This window comes from Blautia intestinihominis, from assembly GCF_040096655.1.
Taxonomy (GTDB): domain Bacteria; phylum Bacillota; class Clostridia; order Lachnospirales; family Lachnospiraceae; genus Blautia_A; species Blautia_A intestinihominis.
The window spans coordinates 1-19,271 of record NZ_JBBMEI010000062.1; the positions used below are offsets into that span (position 1 = coordinate 1).

Annotated in this window: 17 protein-coding genes; 16 read left to right on the forward strand and 1 reads right to left on the reverse strand. The window is 45.2% G+C overall.

The window, feature by feature from the left end; translation table 11 throughout:
- Window positions 1-36 precede the first annotated feature (36 nt).
- The gene (locus WMO75_RS15085) at window positions 37-915 is read right to left on the reverse strand and encodes an AraC family transcriptional regulator (protein WP_349078378.1); all 879 of its coding nucleotides are present in this window, start codon (window positions 913-915) and stop codon (window positions 37-39) included.
- 301 nt (window positions 916-1,216) lie between these two features.
- Between WMO75_RS15085 and WMO75_RS15090 the strand changes: the two genes are divergently transcribed.
- From WMO75_RS15090 to WMO75_RS15165, 16 genes are all read left to right on the forward strand, one after another.
- A complete protein-coding gene (locus WMO75_RS15090; RefSeq protein ID WP_022213204.1) occupies window positions 1,217-2,509 on the forward strand; it encodes an ABC transporter substrate-binding protein in 1,293 nt (430 codons plus the stop codon).
- Entirely contained in the window at window positions 2,506-3,375 is an 870-nt protein-coding gene (locus tag WMO75_RS15095; protein ID WP_022213205.1) for a carbohydrate ABC transporter permease, read from the forward strand. Before WMO75_RS15090 ends, WMO75_RS15095 begins: the two co-directional genes overlap by 4 nt.
- Window positions 3,375-4,223: a carbohydrate ABC transporter permease gene (locus WMO75_RS15100; protein WP_022213206.1), complete on the forward strand. Its 849-nt coding sequence runs from the start codon at window positions 3,375-3,377 to the stop codon at window positions 4,221-4,223. The genes WMO75_RS15095 and WMO75_RS15100 overlap by 1 nt, the downstream gene beginning before the upstream one ends.
- A 36-nt stretch (window positions 4,224-4,259) precedes the next feature.
- Entirely contained in the window at window positions 4,260-6,446 is a 2,187-nt protein-coding gene (locus tag WMO75_RS15105; protein ID WP_349078381.1) for an alpha-galactosidase, read from the forward strand.
- A 222-nt stretch (window positions 6,447-6,668) separates the two neighbouring features.
- Entirely contained in the window at window positions 6,669-8,900 is a 2,232-nt protein-coding gene (gene pcrA / locus WMO75_RS15110) for a DNA helicase PcrA (protein WP_022213208.1), read from the forward strand.
- Between the two features lie 98 nt (window positions 8,901-8,998).
- Window positions 8,999-9,691: a phosphatase PAP2 family protein gene (locus WMO75_RS15115; protein ID WP_349078384.1), complete on the forward strand. Its 693-nt coding sequence runs from the start codon at window positions 8,999-9,001 to the stop codon at window positions 9,689-9,691.
- A 7-nt stretch (window positions 9,692-9,698) separates the two neighbouring features.
- On the forward strand, window positions 9,699-10,733 hold the full coding sequence (locus WMO75_RS15120) for a lysylphosphatidylglycerol synthase transmembrane domain-containing protein (RefSeq protein ID WP_349078386.1): 1,035 nt from the start codon (window positions 9,699-9,701) through the stop codon (window positions 10,731-10,733).
- A 5-nt stretch (window positions 10,734-10,738) separates the two neighbouring features.
- Window positions 10,739-11,416 carry a CDP-alcohol phosphatidyltransferase family protein gene (locus tag WMO75_RS15125; protein WP_118698640.1) on the forward strand — a complete coding sequence of 226 codons (678 nt, stop codon included), beginning with the start codon at window positions 10,739-10,741 and terminating at the stop codon, window positions 11,414-11,416.
- Between the two features lie 3 nt (window positions 11,417-11,419).
- Window positions 11,420-12,301 carry a phosphatidylserine decarboxylase gene (locus WMO75_RS15130; RefSeq protein ID WP_291579397.1) on the forward strand — a complete coding sequence of 294 codons (882 nt, stop codon included), beginning with the start codon at window positions 11,420-11,422 and terminating at the stop codon, window positions 12,299-12,301.
- A gap of 116 nt (window positions 12,302-12,417) precedes the next feature.
- On the forward strand, window positions 12,418-12,660 hold the full coding sequence (locus WMO75_RS15135; protein WP_022213213.1) for a hypothetical protein: 243 nt from the start codon (window positions 12,418-12,420) through the stop codon (window positions 12,658-12,660).
- A 97-nt stretch (window positions 12,661-12,757) separates the two neighbouring features.
- Entirely contained in the window at window positions 12,758-14,146 is a 1,389-nt protein-coding gene (rlmD, locus tag WMO75_RS15140) for a 23S rRNA (uracil(1939)-C(5))-methyltransferase RlmD (RefSeq protein WP_118252069.1), read from the forward strand.
- 173 nt (window positions 14,147-14,319) lie between these two features.
- Window positions 14,320-14,538, forward strand: a complete 219-nt coding sequence (locus tag WMO75_RS15145) for a cation transporter (RefSeq protein ID WP_291579401.1) — start codon at window positions 14,320-14,322, stop codon at window positions 14,536-14,538.
- Window positions 14,539-14,607: 69 nt separating this feature from the next.
- A complete protein-coding gene (locus WMO75_RS15150; protein WP_291579402.1) occupies window positions 14,608-16,476 on the forward strand; it encodes a heavy metal translocating P-type ATPase in 1,869 nt (622 codons plus the stop codon).
- Between the two features lie 29 nt (window positions 16,477-16,505).
- Window positions 16,506-16,868 carry an ArsR/SmtB family transcription factor gene (locus tag WMO75_RS15155; protein ID WP_022213216.1) on the forward strand — a complete coding sequence of 121 codons (363 nt, stop codon included), beginning with the start codon at window positions 16,506-16,508 and terminating at the stop codon, window positions 16,866-16,868.
- A gap of 169 nt (window positions 16,869-17,037) precedes the next feature.
- Window positions 17,038-17,985, forward strand: coding sequence for an HAD-IA family hydrolase (locus WMO75_RS15160; protein WP_330578392.1), 948 nt, complete (start codon window positions 17,038-17,040; stop codon window positions 17,983-17,985).
- Between the two features lie 149 nt (window positions 17,986-18,134).
- On the forward strand, window positions 18,135-19,076 hold the full coding sequence (locus WMO75_RS15165) for a coiled-coil domain-containing protein (RefSeq protein WP_022213218.1): 942 nt from the start codon (window positions 18,135-18,137) through the stop codon (window positions 19,074-19,076).
- Window positions 19,077-19,271 lie beyond the last annotated feature (195 nt).

Genomic DNA, 19,271 nt, shown 5'->3' on the forward strand with positions numbered 1-19,271 from the left:
GAACTGGTTATCCACAAAACAAAAAAATAAATTTCATCACTTTTTACAATGGACTATGCATACCCTTGAACAGTAACTGTTATTTTGGCGGTAAGTACGGGGTGAGATTCCATAAAAATTCTTGAAAGCTCTGGAAAAATGGAGTTGGTTGGGATAGCCGACCTGCCTGCTGATCTCGCCCACAGAAAGATCTGTGATCTTGAGAAGTTCGGCAGCTTTTTCCATACGGTACTGGATGAGAAATTCCTGTGGAGACTGTCCGAGGACATCACGGAAAACCTTGCCAAAATAACTCCGATCCAGATTGCAGCGGCGAGCCATGTCCTCGACCGTGATCGCACGGGAATAATTCTGGGCGATGAAGGTCACAGCTTCGTTCGTGTAAAACTGTGCACGTTTGCCTCCCTGGGTGTGCCGCCTGGAAGACGATCCGCTGACCAGTGCATCCATGATAAGATAAAGATGCCCGATCAGATGATAGGAAGATTCCTGAGCGTGTGTGGCAAGATACAGAATCTCATTTTTGAGCCGCTCCCCATCCTGTGGTGTGCGTGGAAGATAGACCGGAGAGTCAGAAGAAAGACCGGAGCCCTCCAGAATCTCCTTTGCCCGGAGTCCGCTGAATTCGATCCAGGCATATTCCCATGGGTCTTTGCGGTCGGCAAAATAAGTATTTACACAATCGGGCTCAATCAGGAATCCCATTCCGCCCTGAAGCTGGTATTCCGTAGACTGGGAATTTTCATCATCAACCAGGAGTGTTCCTTTACCTGAAATAACATAATGGAACAGGAAATGGTTTCGTACAAAAGGACCGTAGGAGTGTAGTGGAAGACACTGTTCATATCCATACTGGTAGAGTGTAAGATCCATAAAACGGTCATCTGAAAACATATGAAACAAGACTTTATCCATATTTTATCCTCCATAAAACATAAAAACATAGAAACTGGTTAATATTACTAAAAAATATCAATTAAAATTGTTAGTAATACACGAAATTTGCATGTTTTTCTATATTATATACCATAATGAGTCTATACTTCAACTTTATTCTTTAAAAAACGAATAAAGGTATAAAAGTGCTGTCATGAGAATATTTACGGAAAGAAGTCCAGATGATATTATTTTAGATGAAGAGTGATGGAAATCCGTTCAGGATCCAAAATACTATGGCCGTGGTATTAAAAGAAAAACAGGAAGGGAGAGAAGTGCAATGAAGAAAAAATTAATTCTTGCAGGAACCGTTCTTATGGGAGCAGGACTTGCTCTTGCCGGATGTGGAGATTCCTCAAAAACTTCTGACGGCAAAACAAAGATAGAAATGGTTCAGTACAAACCGGAGGCAGTCAAAGCCTTCGAAAAGATGGAAGAGAAATTTAACGAAACCCATGATGACATCGAACTGACGATTGAATCACCGAATGAGGCAATGACAATCCTCAAGACAAGATTTATCAAGGAAGATCAGCCGGATATCATTGGAATTGGTGGAGATGTGAACTATTCCAATTTCCTGGATTCTGATATGCTGGTGGATATTTCAGATTTTGATGGTCTGAAAGACATCAAACAGTCCTACTTAGATATCGATAAAAACCTGGAATTTATTCCGGAAGATGGTACTTACGCAGTTCCGTATGTGGCAAATGCAGCAGGAATCCTTTATAACAAAGAAATGTTCGAAGAAAATGGCTGGGAGATCCCGACAACCTGGGATGAATTCATAGAACTTCTGGATACAATCCAGGCTTCAGGACAGCTTCCTTTGTACTTTGGTTTTAAGGATACATGGACCTGTCTTGCACCGTGGAATGCCATGGCGTGTGACCTCTCACCGGCAGATGTCTGCCAGCAGGTCAACAAAGGAACGACAACTTTTTCAGAAGAATACAGAGAGCTTGCCGACAAGATCATCCAGCTGCTTCCATATGCACAGAATGATCCATATGCATTCAGCTACAACGATGCCTGCACTGCTTTTGCAAGAGGGGAATCTGCAATGTACTGTATCGGAAGTTACGCAGTTCCGCAGATTCTGTCTGTGAATCCGGATATGCAGATTGATTCCTTCGTATTTCCGGCAAATGACAATGCAGACGAACAGGTGCTGAATTCTGGTGTAGACCTTCAATTTTCGGTTATGAAGGACTGCAAAAATAAAGAAGCCGCTTATGAAGTTCTGCGATTTATGCTTGAGGATGAAAATATTCAGATTTACCTGGACGAGCAGAATGCAGTTCCATGCAAGGAAGGTGACTTTGAACTTCCGTCCATGCTTGACGGCGTGAAAGAATACATCGAAAACGACAAAATGACAGACTACCAGGATCACCATTATCCGTCAGAAATGGCCGTAGATGCAATGATCCAGACCTATCTTATGGATGGTGACGCAGACAGCTTCCTTGCGAAATTCGATAAAGACTGGATACGCTACAACCGTGACCTGATACGAAAAGTCCAGAAGTATGAGGAAGAACATGGAGAGGGAGGAAATGAATCATGAAAGGAAATGAAAGAAAACGTACATTTATGCTGATCACCATTCCGGTGCTCATCCTGTTTTTTGCCTTTAATACACTGCCGCTGATCAAAGGCTTCATCTACAGCTTTACGAACTTCAAGGGATATGGAAGTTACGAATGGGTAGGACTCAGAAACTATATTGACCTCTTTCAGGATGCACGCGTAGGAAAATCTTATCTGTTTACGTTTAAATTTGCAATCGTGGCAACGATCATTGTCAATGTGATAAGTCTGATCCTTGCACTTGGTCTGAACAGCAAGATCCGTGCAAAAAGTGCACTCCGTGGAATCTATTTTATCCCGAATGTTCTCGGAGGACTTGTTGTAGGCTATATTTTCAGTTTTATTTTCACATATATTCTCCCGACGATCGGAGAAAACCTGGGAATTGGATTTCTCAAAAGCAGTATGCTTGCGAGCACAAAGTCAGCATGGTTTGCAATCGTAATTGTTGCAGCATGGCAGGCAATCGCCATGAACACGATCATCTATATCTCAGGTCTGCAGACCGTTCCGGAGGATGTTTATGAGGCAGGCGCGATCGACGGTGCAACCGGATGGAGCAAGTTCAAAAACCTTACTTTTCCGCTGATCATTCCTTTTTTTACCATAAATATGGTTCTCTGCATGAAAAACTTCCTCATGGTATTCGACCAGATCATGTCTTTGACAAAGGGTGGTCCGGCACAGAGTACAGAGTCTATTTCCTATCTTATTTACAGAAACGGAATGGATGGAGGACAGTTTGGTTTCCAGAGTGCGAATGCAGTACTTTTCTTCGTAGTCATTGTTGCAATTTCTGTATTCCAGCTTACATTTATGAATAAAAAGGAGGAACAGTTATAATGAAAAAGAACAGTCAGATGCCAGGCAAAACCAACTGGCCGGTTACAATCCTTTTGATCCTTGGATGTATCACGATCTTTTTTCCATTATATATGGCAGTGATCATTGCATTCAAAAAGCCGTCCGAGATGACAAATGATATTGCAGGAGCACTTTCCCTGCCGTCCTCCTGGAGCTTTTCGAATTTTACAGAAGCAATGAAAGTCACAGATTTCTGGAATTCTCTTGGAAACTCTCTGCTGATCACAATTGTGACAGTGGTACTTGCCATTCTGATTCATTCTATTGCCGGATATGCGATCGGAAGAAACATGGCAAACAGCAAATTTTATAAATTTTCTTATCTTTATATCGTGAGCGGTATGTTCGTTCCATTCGCGATCCTGATGATGCCGCTTGTAAAACAGACTTCTCAGATGGGAATCGGAAACAGGGTTGGTGTGATCGTGCTTTATGTGGTATTCTATATGCCAATGAATCTTCTTCTGTATTCCGGTTATCTCAAAAATATTCCGATGGCACTGGAAGAAGCTGCAAAAGTAGACGGTGCAAGTACATGGAAGACCTATTGGAGTATTGTTTTCCCGATCATGAAGCCAATGCATGCGACAGTGGCAGTTTTAACTGCACTTGGAACATGGAATGATGTTATGACCCCACTCGTCATGATGTCCGGAACCGGTAAAAACACACTTCCACTTGCACAGTTGAATTTCCAGACACAGTTTGGAACAAATTATAACCTCGCCTTTGCATCCTACCTGCTGGCACTGATACCAATTGTGATTTTCTATCTGGTATGCCAGAAGCAGATACTTAACGGTGTTGTCAATGGAGCGGTAAAATAAACTTAATCATGAACTTATCAAAAGGAGAAGACATCTATGGCAATCGTATTTGACAAAGAAAACAGACTGTTCACCCTGTGCACAAAGAACAGCATGTACCAGATGAAAGCGGACGACAAAGGAATCCTGCTTCACACCTACTATGGAAGAAAAACAGACATTTGTGATTACTCCTATCTGATCCAGAGAAGAGATCACGGTTTTTCCGGAAATCCGGACGAGGCAGCAGGGGACAGGACATACTCCACAGATACTCTGCCGCAGGAATATTCTTCTTTTGGAAGCGGAGACTATCGTGAGAGTGCACTCGATATCCGCTATGACAATGGAACAAGAACTCTGGGACTTCGCTATGAAGGCTATGAGATCATCAAGGGAAAATATTCCATTCCGGGACTTCCGGCAATGTATGCAGACGAAAACGAGGCAGAGACTCTCGTGATCACTCTTCGTGATGATGTGCAGGATGTCAGAGTAAAACTGTACTATGGAGTTGTGAAAGACCTGGATGTCATCACAAGAAGTGTCAGCGTGGAAAACCACGGTCAGGCACCGGTTCAGCTTGAGCGTGTGATGTCCCTCTGCCTGGACCAGCCGTATGGAGACTGGGACTGGATGACTTTTTATGGAAAACATGAGATGGAGAGACAGCTTTCCAGAACTCCGCTCCACCACGGCGTGCAGTCTGTCGGAAGTCTTCGCGGTGCATCCAGCCATCAGTACAACCCATTTGTAATGCTGGCAGATAAAAATGCGACAGAAACTTCAGGAGAGTGTTATGGATTTTCGTTTCTGTACAGCGGAAACTTCCTCGCAGCAGCAGAAAAAGACCAGTTTGACCAGACCAGACTGATCATGGGGATCCATCCGGAAAATTTTGAGTTCCTTCTGAGAGAAGGCGAGATTTTCCATGCACCGGAAGTCATGATGGTATACAGCGCAGAGGGCTTCGAAAAAATGTCAAACTGCTACCACAAGGCAGTCCGTGAGCATGTATGCAGAGGCAGGTTCAAACTGGAACGCAGACCGGTCCTCATCAACAACTGGGAAGGAACCTATTTCGATTTCACCGGTGAAAAACTCCTCGAGATGGCGAAAGAAGCAGCTTCCTGCGGTGTGGAACTGTTCGTCATGGACGATGGCTGGTTCGGAAAACGAGATGATGATAACAGCGGTCTTGGAGACTGGCAGGTAAACGAGAAGAAATTAGGCTGCACGTTAAGCGAGCTGGCAGAGCGCATCCATGGTCTTGGAATGAAATTCGGTATCTGGTACGAGCCGGAATGTGTATCAGAGGACAGTGACCTCTACCGTGCACATCCGGACTGGGCGTTTACCGTGCCGGGCAGAAGACCGAACCGTGGACGTAACCAGCTTGTGCTTGATTTTTCCAGAGAAGATGTCAGAAATCATATCTTTGATGAGATGACCAAGGTCCTGGACAAAGCGGATGTCGATTATCTGAAATGGGACTTTAACAGAAGCATCAGCGATATTTACTGTGCAGTACTTCCGGCAGAACGTCAGGGAGAGGTTCCGCACCGTTATGTGCTCGGACTGTATGAATTTCTGGACAGACTCGGAAAGAGATATCCGGATATGCTGATCGAAGGCTGCAGCGGAGGCGGCGGAAGATTTGATGCCGGAATGCTCCATTATACTTCTCAGATCTGGTGCAGCGATGACACCGATACGATCGAGCGTCTGAAGATCCAGTATGGAACTTCATTTGCTTATCCGGTCAGCGCAGTGGGATCTCATGTATCCGCCTGCCCGAACCATCAGACAGGACGTTTCGTACCGTTTGAGACAAGAGCAGCCGTAGCGATGGCAGGAACCTTCGGATATGAGCTGGACCCGGCGAAACTTTCAGAAGAAGAAAAAACGCAGATCCGTGGTCAGATCGAGGAATTTAAGAAATATTATGATGTGATACACTTTGGAGATTATTACAGACTGACCAATGCGATGGAGGAAGGCCCTTACGCGGCATGGGAGTTTGTAAGTGAAGACGGAAACGAAGCGCTTGTAAGTGTCGTGGCATCCAGAGTACGTGCAAACGACCCGGGAGTAAGGATCAGACTCCGCGGACTTAAAGAAAATCAGATGTATCTGGTAAATGGAGTGGAATATCCGGGCGGTGCGCTTATGCACGGCGGTATTCTTCTGGAAGAGGCAAAGAAAGAATACCAGAGCTGGAATTACCACATCACAGCGAAATAAACGAACTGCATATTAAGTTTTACAGGACAGAGAGACCGGGCAGACTGGTTTCTCTGTTTTTGCATTATATGGCGAAAAGCTGGCAATGTGGGAATCTTATCCTTGTCGAAGGAATTTCCTTTACCCTCCCGGGACTTTCATGTATAATAGAAAAAGACCGTAAAACATCAGTTCGACACAGATAACTTATGAACGTTTAACAGAAACAGGAGAAATTTTTAAATGAGTATATATGACACACTGAATCCGCCTCAGCAGGAGGCTGTTTTTCATACAGAGGGGCCTCTTCTGATCCTTGCAGGAGCAGGTTCCGGCAAGACGAGAGTGCTGACACACAGGATCGCCCACCTGATCGCTGACAAGGGCGTGAATCCATTCAACATCCTTGCGATCACCTTTACCAACAAGGCAGCACAGGAGATGCGAGAGCGTGTGGATAAGCTGACAGGAGCGGATGGAATGAGCGTCTGGGTTGCGACCTTCCACTCTACCTGCGTCCGCATCCTGCGCCGCTATATTGACAGGCTTGGATATGACAATCGTTTCACCATTTATGACAGCGATGACCAGAAGACTCTGATGAAGGAGATCTGCCGCAAATTAAATATCGACACCAAGAAATACAAGGAGAGGTCTCTTCTTGCACAGATCTCCCATGCCAAGGACGAGATGATCACACCGGATGAGATGGAGATGAATGCAGGAGGAGATTTTAACCAGAAAAAAGTAGCCCAGGTCTACCGCGAATACCAGGCTGCACTCAAGAGCAACAATGCCCTGGATTTTGACGATCTGCTGGTCAAGACCGTAGAGCTTTTTCAGAACTGCGGGGATGTCCTGGAGTCCTATCAGGAGAAATTCCGCTATATCATGGTGGATGAGTATCAGGATACCAACACCGTACAGTTTAAGTTCGTGAGCCTTCTTGCGGCGAGATACGGGAATTTATGCGTAGTAGGTGATGATGACCAGTCCATCTACAAATTCCGCGGAGCCAACATTGGCAACATCCTTGGATTCGAGCGGGTTTTCCCGGATGCGAAGGTGATCCGCCTGGAACAGAACTACCGTTCCACCAAGAACATCCTGAATGCGGCGAATGAGGTGATCGCCAACAATGCAGCACGTAAGGAGAAACGTCTCTGGACGGAGAATCCAGAGGGAGAGAAACTTCACTTCCGCCAGTTTATGAACGGATTTGAGGAAGCAGAATACGTGATCGGAGATATTGCAAAGAAAAAGAGAGAACATCTGGCAGATTACAGAGAGTGTGCGATCCTCTACAGAACCAATGCACAGTCCCGTCTGTTTGAAGAGAAGTGCCTGAAGGCAAATATCCCATACAAGATCGTAGGAGGGATCAACTTCTACGCGCGTAAAGAGATCAAAGATCTGCTCTGCTATCTCAAGACGATCGATAACTCCGCAGACGATCTGGCAGTCAGACGTATCCTGAATGTACCGAAACGAGGAATCGGTGCAACGACTGTAGGACGTGTGCAGGATTATGCGGATTACATGAATGTGAGCTTTTATGATGCTCTGAGAGTGGCAGAGGAAGTCCCATCCATCGGAAGGAGCCTGAACAAGATTGAGGGATTTGTTACCTTTATCCAGTCACTCAAGAGCAAGGCACAGGCATACAGCGTTACAGAGATCCTGGAAGAAGTGATCGACCTCACCGGATACGTGGATGAACTCAAAGCAGAGGATACAGAGGAATCCAGAGCAAGGATCGAGAACATCGACGAGCTGATCTCCAAGACTGTTTCCTATGAGGAAGCAATGAAGGCAGAGGGCAGAGAAGCAACACTTTCCGGATTCCTGGAGGAGATCGCATTGATCGCAGATATTGATACAGTAGATCCGGATCAGGATTACGTTCTGCTCATGACTCTGCACAGTGCCAAGGGACTGGAATTCCCGTATGTTTACCTTGCAGGCATGGAGGATGGAATGTTCCCGAGCAGCATGTGTATCTTCTCAGATGATCCTACAGATATGGAGGAGGAGCGCAGGCTCTGCTATGTGGGGATCACAAGAGCAATGAAAGAACTGACCTTGACCAGTGCCCGCCAGCGCCTGGTCCGCGGAGAGACACAGTACAACAAAGTATCCAGATTTGTCCGTGAGATTCCGAGGGAACTGGTAGAGCTTGGAACGACCATTCAGGAACATAAGCCGTCCATGCAGGAGACACCATCCCCTAAGAACAGCTACATGCAGATGCGTCAGACCTTCCGCGCGAAACCGTTTGAAGCACAGAACTTCAAAGTCACCAAGGCGGCATCACTGGATTACGGCGTAGGAGACACCGTCCGTCATATCAAATTTGGCGTTGGTATCGTCAGGGATATCGTAGAAGGCGGCAGAGATTATGAAGTAACCGTAGATTTTGACAAGGTCGGAGTCAAAAAAATGTTTGCAGGATTTGCAAAGTTGAAGAAAATCTGACCTTTTTCTTAAGAATTCTTAATGTTTTCGGACTTTGGTTGCTTACCCGGTCCGAGGATGATATACTGTTTACATGAGAAAGATGAAGGGAGTATATAATGAAGAAAGTTATGAAAGGTATCACCAGGATACTCCCGGCTTATGGAGTCTTTCCACTTATTTTTTCTTTTGTATTTAATTGTCTTGTTTATTCCGGCTCCAGAATGATCGCAGGCGGATGGTATCACCACAATATCGAGACCGGCGTGGACAGAAGCCTTCCTTTTGTCCCGCAGTTTCTTGTGATCTATTTCGGCTGCTATCTTTTCTGGGCTGTCAATTATATTCTGATTGCCAGGCAGGATCGACGCAGTGTGTACCAGTTTTTTACAGGGGATTTTATATCAAGATGTATCTGCCTTGGCTTTTTTCTTGCATACCCCACAACAAATACACGACCATTGATCACAGACGGCGGCTTATGGAACCAGGCAACACTCTGGCTGTATTCCATAGATGCGGCAGATAACCTGTTCCCGTCTATCCACTGTCTTGTGAGCTGGTTCTGCTATCTTGGCATTCGCGGAAGAAAAGAGATTCCGGTATGGTATCAGAGAGTATCCATGGTCATCGCAGTCCTTGTATTTGCATCGACACTTCTGACGAAGCAGCATGTGATCGTTGATGTGGCAGGCGGTATTCTTCTGGCAGAACTGTGTTTCTTTATCGGAAGGAAGACACAACTGTACAGGATCTATGAGAAACTTGGCAGCAGGATCGAGAAAAAGATCCTGAAGATTACAGAAGGGTAAGCTGCGTATGAACAAAACAAAAAAGATAATTTTTAATACGATATTTCTGGTCGTAGTATTTGGGCTGACGATCTATGGTGTCTTTCATGGAGAGGACTTGGGGGCAGTCATGGATGCGATTCAGAGCGCAGACAAGATCTGGCTTCTGCCGGGAGTGGCACTGGTAGCTTTTTTTATATGGGGTGAATCGATCATCATCTGGTATATGATGCGTTCCTATGGGATCCATCTCAGGAAAAGAGTCTGTTTTCTGTTTTCATCGGTAGGTTTTTTCTTCAGCTGTATCACGCCGTCTGCAAGCGGCGGACAGCCGATGCAGATCTACTATATGAAGAAAGAAAAGATTTCAATCCCAGTGGCAACAGTGATCCTGATGATCGTTACGATCACTTACAAGTTTGTGCTGGTGGCGATCGGAGTCGGGATCGCGGTCTTTGGCAGAGGTTTTCTGCATCGCTATCTGACCGGGATCATGCCGATCTTTTATCTGGGACTGGCGTTGAATATTTTTTGTGTTACGTTCATGACAGTGCTGGTGTTTCATCCGGATCTTGCCAGAAACTTTCTGGTAAAGGGTCTTAAGATCCTGGAGAAACTGCATATTGTCCGCAAAAAACACAGCAGACTTAAGAAACTCGAAGATTCTATGGATACTTACAGAGAGACTGCTGCGTATTTGCGAGATCATCCGCGGGTGATCTTTCATGTGATCCTGATCACGTTTGCACAGAGAATGGCTCTGTTTGCGGTTACCTGGTTTGTGTACCGGGCTTTTTCGCTCAGTGGAACGGGATTCTGGACGGTCCTGTTTCTGCAGGCGGTGATTTCTGTTTCTGTTGACATGCTACCCCTTCCGGGAGGAATGGGAATCAGCGAGACACTGTTCCTGAATATTTTTGTGCCTGTTTTTGGAAGCCTTCTGCTTCCTGGAATGGTACTGAGCAGGGGACTGGGATACTATGGGGAACTCTTTATCAGTGCGTTTTTTACAGTAATAGCGCAGCTGACGATAGGTCAGAAAACAAATGAAAAACAGGGGTAGTATGAATGATTGGATTTTATGATTATACAGTAGTGGTAACGTACATAAGCCTGATCTCTTCGATCATGGGCATGTTTTTTGCAATAGATGGGAAATTGCCGCTGGCAGTGTTCTGCCTTGCATTTTCAGGATTATGTGATATGTTTGACGGCAAGATCGCCCGGACAAAAAAGAACCGGACAGATGATGAGAAGGCTTTTGGGATTCAGATCGATTCCCTCTGCGATATTGTCTGTTTTGGCATTTTTCCGATCATTCTGGGATACCAGCTTGGAATGTGCAAGATCTACAGTCTGATGATCCTTGCTTTTTATGGTGTGGCAGGCGTGATCAGGCTGGCATATTTTAACGTAATGGAAGAAAAGAGACAGAGCGAGACAAGCGAGAACCGTAAATATTATCAGGGACTTCCGATCACATCCATGTCTGTGATCATGCCGCTTCTGTTTATGGTTTCGGTGTTTTTCCCGGGATTCCGTTATTTCCTCGTATGTCTTCATATTGCGATGCTGCTGGTAGGATTTCTTTTTATCCTGAATTTCCGTTTCCGCAAGCCGACAAACCGAGAGTTGGTCATACTGGTAGCAGTTGTGGCTGTGGCAGTTCTTTTTATCCTTCTCTACAAAGAAGGATGGTGGGCAAAATATAATCTTTACAGAATACAAAAACTGAAAGGAGCCTGAGCCATGCGATACACGGCAGACCGTCAGGGGCATAAATGGGAGGAAAGCACCGGTCAGGATAAATTCCTGGAGAAGCTTTATGGAAGTGCAGCGGGGAGATGTCTGCTGAAGCCGCTGGTGTCACCGTCAGTTTCGAAACTTGGCGGCAGGTTTCTGGATTCCGGGATTTCTACTCTGGCAATCGATCCTTTTATCAGAAAAGCCGGAATCAATATGAAAGATTATGAGCCGCGGAGATATCGTTCTTATAATGACTTTTTTACGAGAAAGCTTCGGAAAGGCGCGCGCACGATCGACATGGATGAGACACACTTTATCAGCCCATGTGACTGTCGGCTGAGTGTTTATCCGGTCAGTGAGCAGACAAAAGTTACGATCAAGCATACACGATATACGGCAGGAAGCCTTCTTCGGAGTGAAACACTTGCGAGGCGGTTTGCAGGTGGATATCTGTGGGTGTTCCGACTCAGTGTGGATGATTATCATCGTTATATCTATGTCGACAGTGGCAGGGAATCGGTGAGAAGGAGGATACCAGGGGTTCTGCATACAGTGAATCCGGCCGCAAATGATGTATATTCTATTTATAAGGAAAATACGCGGGAGTATTCACTTATGAAGTCCGAGCATTTCGGAACGCTCCTGATGATGGAAGTTGGTGCATTGATGGTCGGAAAGATTGAAAACCACCCGGTATGTGACCATGTGGACCGCGGTCAGGAGAAAGGGAACTTCGCATTTGGCGGGTCAACGATCATTTATATGACGCAGAAAGGATGCGTGGTTCCAGATCAGGATCTGCTGACGAATTCACAGGAAGGTGTGGAGACAAAGGTTCAGATAGGCAGTAAGATAGGCAGTGCACCTTTTCTGGAGAAAGGATGAGAATTTTTCGCGGATTTTTGAAGTAACTTTTTTATAGAACATATGGTAAAAATTTCAGAATAGTGATATACTATGTTCTATAAAAATTGACATCGAGCGAGAGGATGGTGCGTACAATGAATCTGAATAATTTAAACATGAATGCCAAAATCGAGGAATTACTCTCTACCCTGAACAAGAAAGAAGAAGAAAAAGAGAAAAACACAGTTCTCTGGGTGCTGGCAATCATCGGTGCAGTTGCAGCAGTAGCAGGTATCGCATTTGCAGTTTACCGCTTCTTCACACCAGATTATCTGGAGGATTTTGAAGAAGATTTCGACGACGACTTTGATGATTATTTCGAGGACGAAGAAGAGTAAGCAGGCTACGGTGAAAAGTAACTTGGATTTTGAGCAGCTCCGGCAGATAACCGGGGCTGTTTTACTGTAAATATAAGAATAAAATGAGGAATATAAAATGAAAAAAGGTGAAATTTACGAAGGCATTATAGAAAAAGTAGACTTTCCAAACAAAGGATATGTCCAGGTGGATGATCAGAAAGTCCTGATCAAGAACGGAATCCCGGGTCAGAATGTACGGTTCATGATCCAGAAGAAACGCTCCGGCAGGGCGCAGGGACGCATCATGGAAGTTCTGGAGAAATCCCCGCTTGAGACAAGAGAGCCGGTATGCAGCAACTTTCCTGCATGCGGCGGATGCATGTACCAGACAATGTCCTACGAGAATCAGCTTGAGATGAAGGACAGACAGATCCGTGAGCTTCTGGAAGATGCACTCATCCAGGGCGGACAGACAGACGCAGAAGGTAAGGCTGATTTTGAATGGGAAGGAATCCACGGAAGCCCGATCGAATTTGGGTACCGCAACAAGATGGAATTTTCCTTTGGTGATGAATACAAGGACGGACCGCTTTCTCTCGGTCTGCACAAGAAGGGTAGCACTTATGACATCTTAAACACGGACGACTGCAGACTGGTCCATAAGGATATGACAGATATCCTGACCTGTGTACGCACATTTTTTCAGGAAAAAGGTGCTTCCTATTATCGTAAACTCCAGCATGTGGGCTATCTCCGCCATTTGATGCTGAGACGTGGCGTGACCTCCGGCGAGATCCTGGTACATCTTGTCACTACCAGCCAGGAAGAATACGATCTGGAACCACTCAAAGAACAGCTTCTGGCACTGCCGCTGGAAGGAAGGATCGTCGGGATCATGCACATCATCAACGATTCGCTTTCTGACGTGGTCAAGAGCGATGAGACAAGGATCCTTTACGGACAGGACTATTTTTATGAGACACTGCTTGGGCTGAAATTCCGCATCAGTACATTTTCTTTCTTCCAGCCGAACTCACTGGCAGCCGAAGTTCTTTATAACGTTGTCAGAGACTACATCCAGAATACCAGTGGAATGGAAGTTTTTGACCTGTACAGCGGAACCGGAACGATCGCCCAGCTCCTCGCGCCGGTGGCAAAAGAAGTGATCGGTGTCGAGATCGTGGAAGATGCCGTGGAAGCAGCGAGAGAGAATGCGAAACTCAACGGTCTTGATAACTGCAGATTTATCGCCGGTGACGTTCTTAAGGTCCTCGATGACCTGACCGAGAAACCGGACGTGATCGTTCTTGATCCGCCGCGCGACGGAATCCATCCGAAAGCACTGCCGAAGATCCTTTCCTACGGCGTAAACCGCATCGTCTACGTCTCCTGCAAAGCTACCAGCCTCGCCAGAGACCTCGAAGCCTTTCTTCAGGCAGGCTACCGTCTTGAGAAAGCCTGTTGTGTAGACCAGTTCTGCGAAACCGTGTGGACGGAAGCAGTCGCAGTATTTGTAAAAGATTGAGAAAACCAGGAAATCATTGGGAACGGAATAAATTTCCGTTCCCGGTGGTTTCTTTTTTTGCGAAAACATATTGACATTTCTATGCAAGATGGTATAATACAATCAAACATATGAATAAGTGTTCATATAAAAACGTGAATAAAACATCTATGAAGAAAAAGGAGATCACCACTATGAAGAAATCTTACAAAATCGAAGTTGACTGCGCAAACTGTGCAAACAAAATGGAAGAAGCTGCCAAGAACACAGCAGGTGTTAAGGCTGCAAGCGTAAACTTCATGATGCTCAAAATGAAAGTAGAATTCGAAGAAGGCCAGGATCCGGACAGCGTTATGAAAGAAGTCCTCAAGAACTGCAAGAAAGTTGAAGACGACTGCGAGATTTACTTATAAGAACAATGAGAATGCTCTGCTGCGGATGCGGCAGGGCATCTTTATCAAATGGGTGAAGGAGGAGAGAACATGAACAAAAAGCAGAAAAAAATGCTGACCCGCATCATCATAGCTTTCGTACTGATCGCAGTACTGTCCGTGCTTCCAGTTGACGGCTATCTGGAATTTGCACTTTACATGATCCCATATCTTGTGATCGGCTATGATATCCTGATCAAAGCATTCAAGGGAATCCGCAACAAACAGGTATTTGACGAGAACTTCCTGATGGCAGTAGCAACTATCGGAGCAATCCTTCTGAAGGATTACAAAGAAGGCACAGCCGTTATGCTGTTCTACCAGATCGGCGAGCTTTTCCAGAGCTATGCGGTCGGCAAGAGCCGCCGCAACATCACCGAACTGATGGATATCCGCCCGGACTACGCCAATATCGAAAACGATGGTAAACTGGAAAAAGTTGACCCGGATGAAGTTGAGATCGGTTCCATCATCGTCGTACAGCCAGGTGAAAAAGTCCCGCTCGACGGTGTGATCGTAGAAGGAACCACAACCCTCAATACCAGTGCACTGACAGGTGAAAGTCTTCCGCGAAGTGCAAAACCAGGTGATGAGATCATCAGCGGCTGCATCAACATGACAGGCGTGCTCAAGATCAGAACAACCAAAGAATTTGATGAATCTACCGTTTCCAAGATCCTGGAACTGATCGAGGAATCCAGTTCCCGTAAATCCAGATCCGAAAACTTTATCTCCAAATTTGCCCGCTATTATACCCCGGCAGTCTGCTACGGTGCGCTCGCACTTGCAGTCCTGCCGCCGATTGTAAACCTTGTGATCCTTCACAATCCTGCAATGTGGAGCCAGTGGATCTACCGTGCACTGACCTTCCTTGTAATCAGCTGCCCGTGTGCACTTGTGATCAGTATCCCGCTGAGTTTCTTTGCCGGAATCGGCGGGGCCAGCAACGCAGGTGTCCTGGTCAAAGGCTCCAACTATCTGGAGACTCTGTCCGAGACAAAATACGTCGTATTTGACAAGACCGGTACTCTGACCAAGGGTGTATTCGAAGTAGCAGGTGTCCATCACAACACCATGGAACAGTCCAAAATCCTCGAGTACGCAGCACTTACAGAAAGCTTTTCCTCACATCCGATCAGCCGCAGCCTCAAAACTGCCTACGGCAAAGAGATCAATCAGAACCGCGTGACAGATGTAGAGGAGATCAGCGGCAACGGTGTTACAGCAAAAGTAGACGGAACTCCGGTTGCAGTCGGAAATGTTAAGCTGATGAAGCGCATCGGCGTAGAAGCAGTAGAGTGCCATCAGGTAGGAACTGTCATCCACGTGGCGATTGACGGAGCTTATGCAGGCCACATCCTGATCTCCGATGTTCCGAAACCGACTTCCAAAGATGCAATCGCAAACCTTAAGAAAAACGGTATCAAAGAAACCGTCATGCTGACAGGTGATATTGACAGAGTTGCACAGCAGGTTGCCGGTGAACTTGGTGTCGACCGTGTATACAGCGAACTCCTTCCGGCTGACAAAGTAAGCAAAGTAGAAGAACTTCTCGCGAAAAAATCAGAAAAAGAGAAACTTGCCTTCGTTGGTGACGGAATCAACGATGCACCGGTACTTTCCAGAGCAGACATCGGTATCGCAATGGGAGCTATGGGTTCCGACGCTGCGATCGAGGCAGCCGATGTGGTCCTGATGGATGACGACCCGATGAAGATCGTCAAGGCGATCCGTATCGCAAAGAAATGTATGCGTATCGTATATGAGAATATTTATTTTGCGATCGGTATCAAAGTGATCTGCCTGATCCTGGGTGCAGTTGGTATTGCAAACATGTGGGTAGCGATCTTTGCAGATGTCGGAGTCATGGTGCTTGCAGTCCTGAATGCGATCCGTACCCTTTTTGTAAAACGTCTGTAAAAAGAAATTATAAGAAAGAGAGACTGTTTATGGCAGAAGAGAAAGAAGAAATAACCTGCGAATGCCAGGAAATCCACGAAGATCTGCTTAAGATCGTGAATGAGACCATGCCGGATGAAGAAGAACTTTATGATCTGGCAGATCTCTTCAAGGTTTTTGCAGACTCTACCCGTATCCGTATTCTGTTTGTCTTGTTTGAATCCGAAGTCTGTGTCTGCGATCTGGCAAAAGTCCTGAATATGACCCAGTCCGCAGTGTCCCATCAGCTTCGCATCCTTAAGCAGAACAAGCTCGTAAAGAACCGAAGAGAGGGAAAATCCATCTTTTATTCCCTGGCAGATGACCATGTCAGAATGATTATATCCATGGGAAGAGAGCATATCTTAGAGTAAGATTTCATAGTAAGAATAAAGCAAATGTCGGCATATGTCTGCCCGAAACAGACACATGCCGGCATTTTTTGTATAGTCAAAATCAGAAGAATAAGGTAAGATAAAGGAAGAAATCTGTAGCGGAAATGGATGATCCGCAGATACCACACAAGAGAAAGAGATGACGATCATGGACTATTTATCAAATAATGTAGCAGTAAATTTAAAGAGATTCCGCCAGTACAGAGGCATGAGCCTCGATCAGATGGCTGAAAGGACAGGAGTCAGCAAGAGTATGCTGGCACAGATCGAAAGAGGTCAGGCAAATCCATCTATTGGTGTTCTGTGCAAGATCACAGTCGGTCTCCAGATCGAATTTGAGGATCTGATCCAGACACCAAAAGTAATGGATTCGCCAGAAGGAAGCACTCCAGGTGCCAGACCTTCCATAAAAGCAGTGATCTTTGACATTGATAATACTTTGTACAGTTATGACAAAAACCACATTTATGGAATGAAAGCCCTCACCGACTACTGTGAGAGTGCGTTTGGAAAGTCAGCGGAAGAAACTCTTGCATGCTACAAAAAAGCCGGACAGATCATGATCGACAGGATCGGCGGCGATGTAGCAGCGATCCATAACCGCCTGCTCCGCACGCAGGGGATGCTTGAACTCTGGGAAAAACCAGTCTTTCCACATGCCCGCAATATGTATCATGCATATTGGGACACCCTGATCCGCCAGTCACAGCCGGTCCCTGGAGTGATTGATTTCCTCAAAGAACTCAAAAAACGCGGTGTCCGCACCGGAACAGGAACCGACATGACTGCCTATATCCAGTATAAGAAACTGGAATCCCTCGGTGCTGCACCATATATTGATTTTATGGTCAGCAGCGAAGAGGCCGGCGTTGAGAAACCACATCCACACCTTTTTGAGATCTGCGTGGAAAAATCCGGCGTACAGGCAGTTGAGTGTGCATTTATCGGTGATAATTATAAGAAAGATGTGGAAGGTGCATGCAACAGTGGTCTGCGCGGTATCTGGTACACGCAGGAACAGGAACCGGAACATGAAACAGACTATCCAATCATACGATCATTTACAGAAGTTGATATTGATCATTTCTTGAAATAATGACCGATTTAGCTATTGGATTCTTTTCTCGATGCAGGAAGCGGATATTGGAAAATGCGAAGGGACATATTGAAGTAATGTTGTTGTGCATGTATAATTGTCTGTAAATGATACAGCATTCGGCAAGAGAAACGAAGGAGTAAAGGCACATGTGGAAATGTATACGTTGTGAAAAGGAAAATAAAGATACAGCAGAAATCTGTACAGAATGCGGGCATGGCAGAACAATGGATTATGTACAGCATAGAACACTGTCCAAGATTTCTGCGAAGCTGGCAAAAAACTGGAAAATATCCCGCAATACTGAAAAGGAAATAGAAAAACTCAATAACGAAAATCGGAAAAAGATACAGGATCTGAAAAAAAAGTATCGTCAGACGCAGCTGCAAGCCAAAAAAGACGCAACAAGAAAAAATGCAGAGGAAGTTATTCAGAAAAAACTGAGCAGCTTAAGAAGTTCTGTGGCATTTATGAAGGATGAAATTTCAAAAGAGCAAGATGAAATAAATACATTGCATGGGACTATAGAAGAACGTACTAAACTGATAGACAAAGATGCCAAGGCAGACAAGATACTAACTACTATAGCATGGATTATTACAATATCTTTGTTTTTGTATATAGTCTATAGATATGGATTTGGTGGACGATGGGCTGCGGTTGGAGAATTTTTTGGCGGTATGTCTGACTGGGTCAAGGTTTGGGGAACATTGAGTATAGGAGATATACTGAAGTGTGTTTTGGTGATAATTGTGTTTGGGGGGATAATACTGTTTGCTATTGCAATATCTGGTATTTGGTTATTAGCTGCTGTTCCTGCTGGAATTATTGGTCTAATTATAGAGTTACTTATTGGAAGATTTATAGGAACAGTAAGTGATGAGACACTGAAACAGGCAAAAACTGAACGCGACAACGCCCAGAATTCAATTGACAAAAAGAAAAACGAAATCAACTCCATCTATCAAAAGATAGCTTCTTCACAGAAACAGATAAGTAAAATTGAGAGCAGCATGAGTACTTTGACCGATAATCTGTCACGAGTATTGCCAGAGCATATGTCAGAAGAATTGGAACGATGGACCCGATGAGGTAATAAAGTAGATTTTATATTCTGTATGAGTAGAAAATTCAGAAAGACACATTTCAGTCCCCGCGGTGAAAGCTGTGGGGATTTTTGTCGATGAAGAGTGATTGTGTCAAAGACAGGTGAGTGACAGCACTTATCTGTTTTTTTTATCCAATTCTAAAATGAGCAGGTACATGTTGAACTGTTGAATAACTGC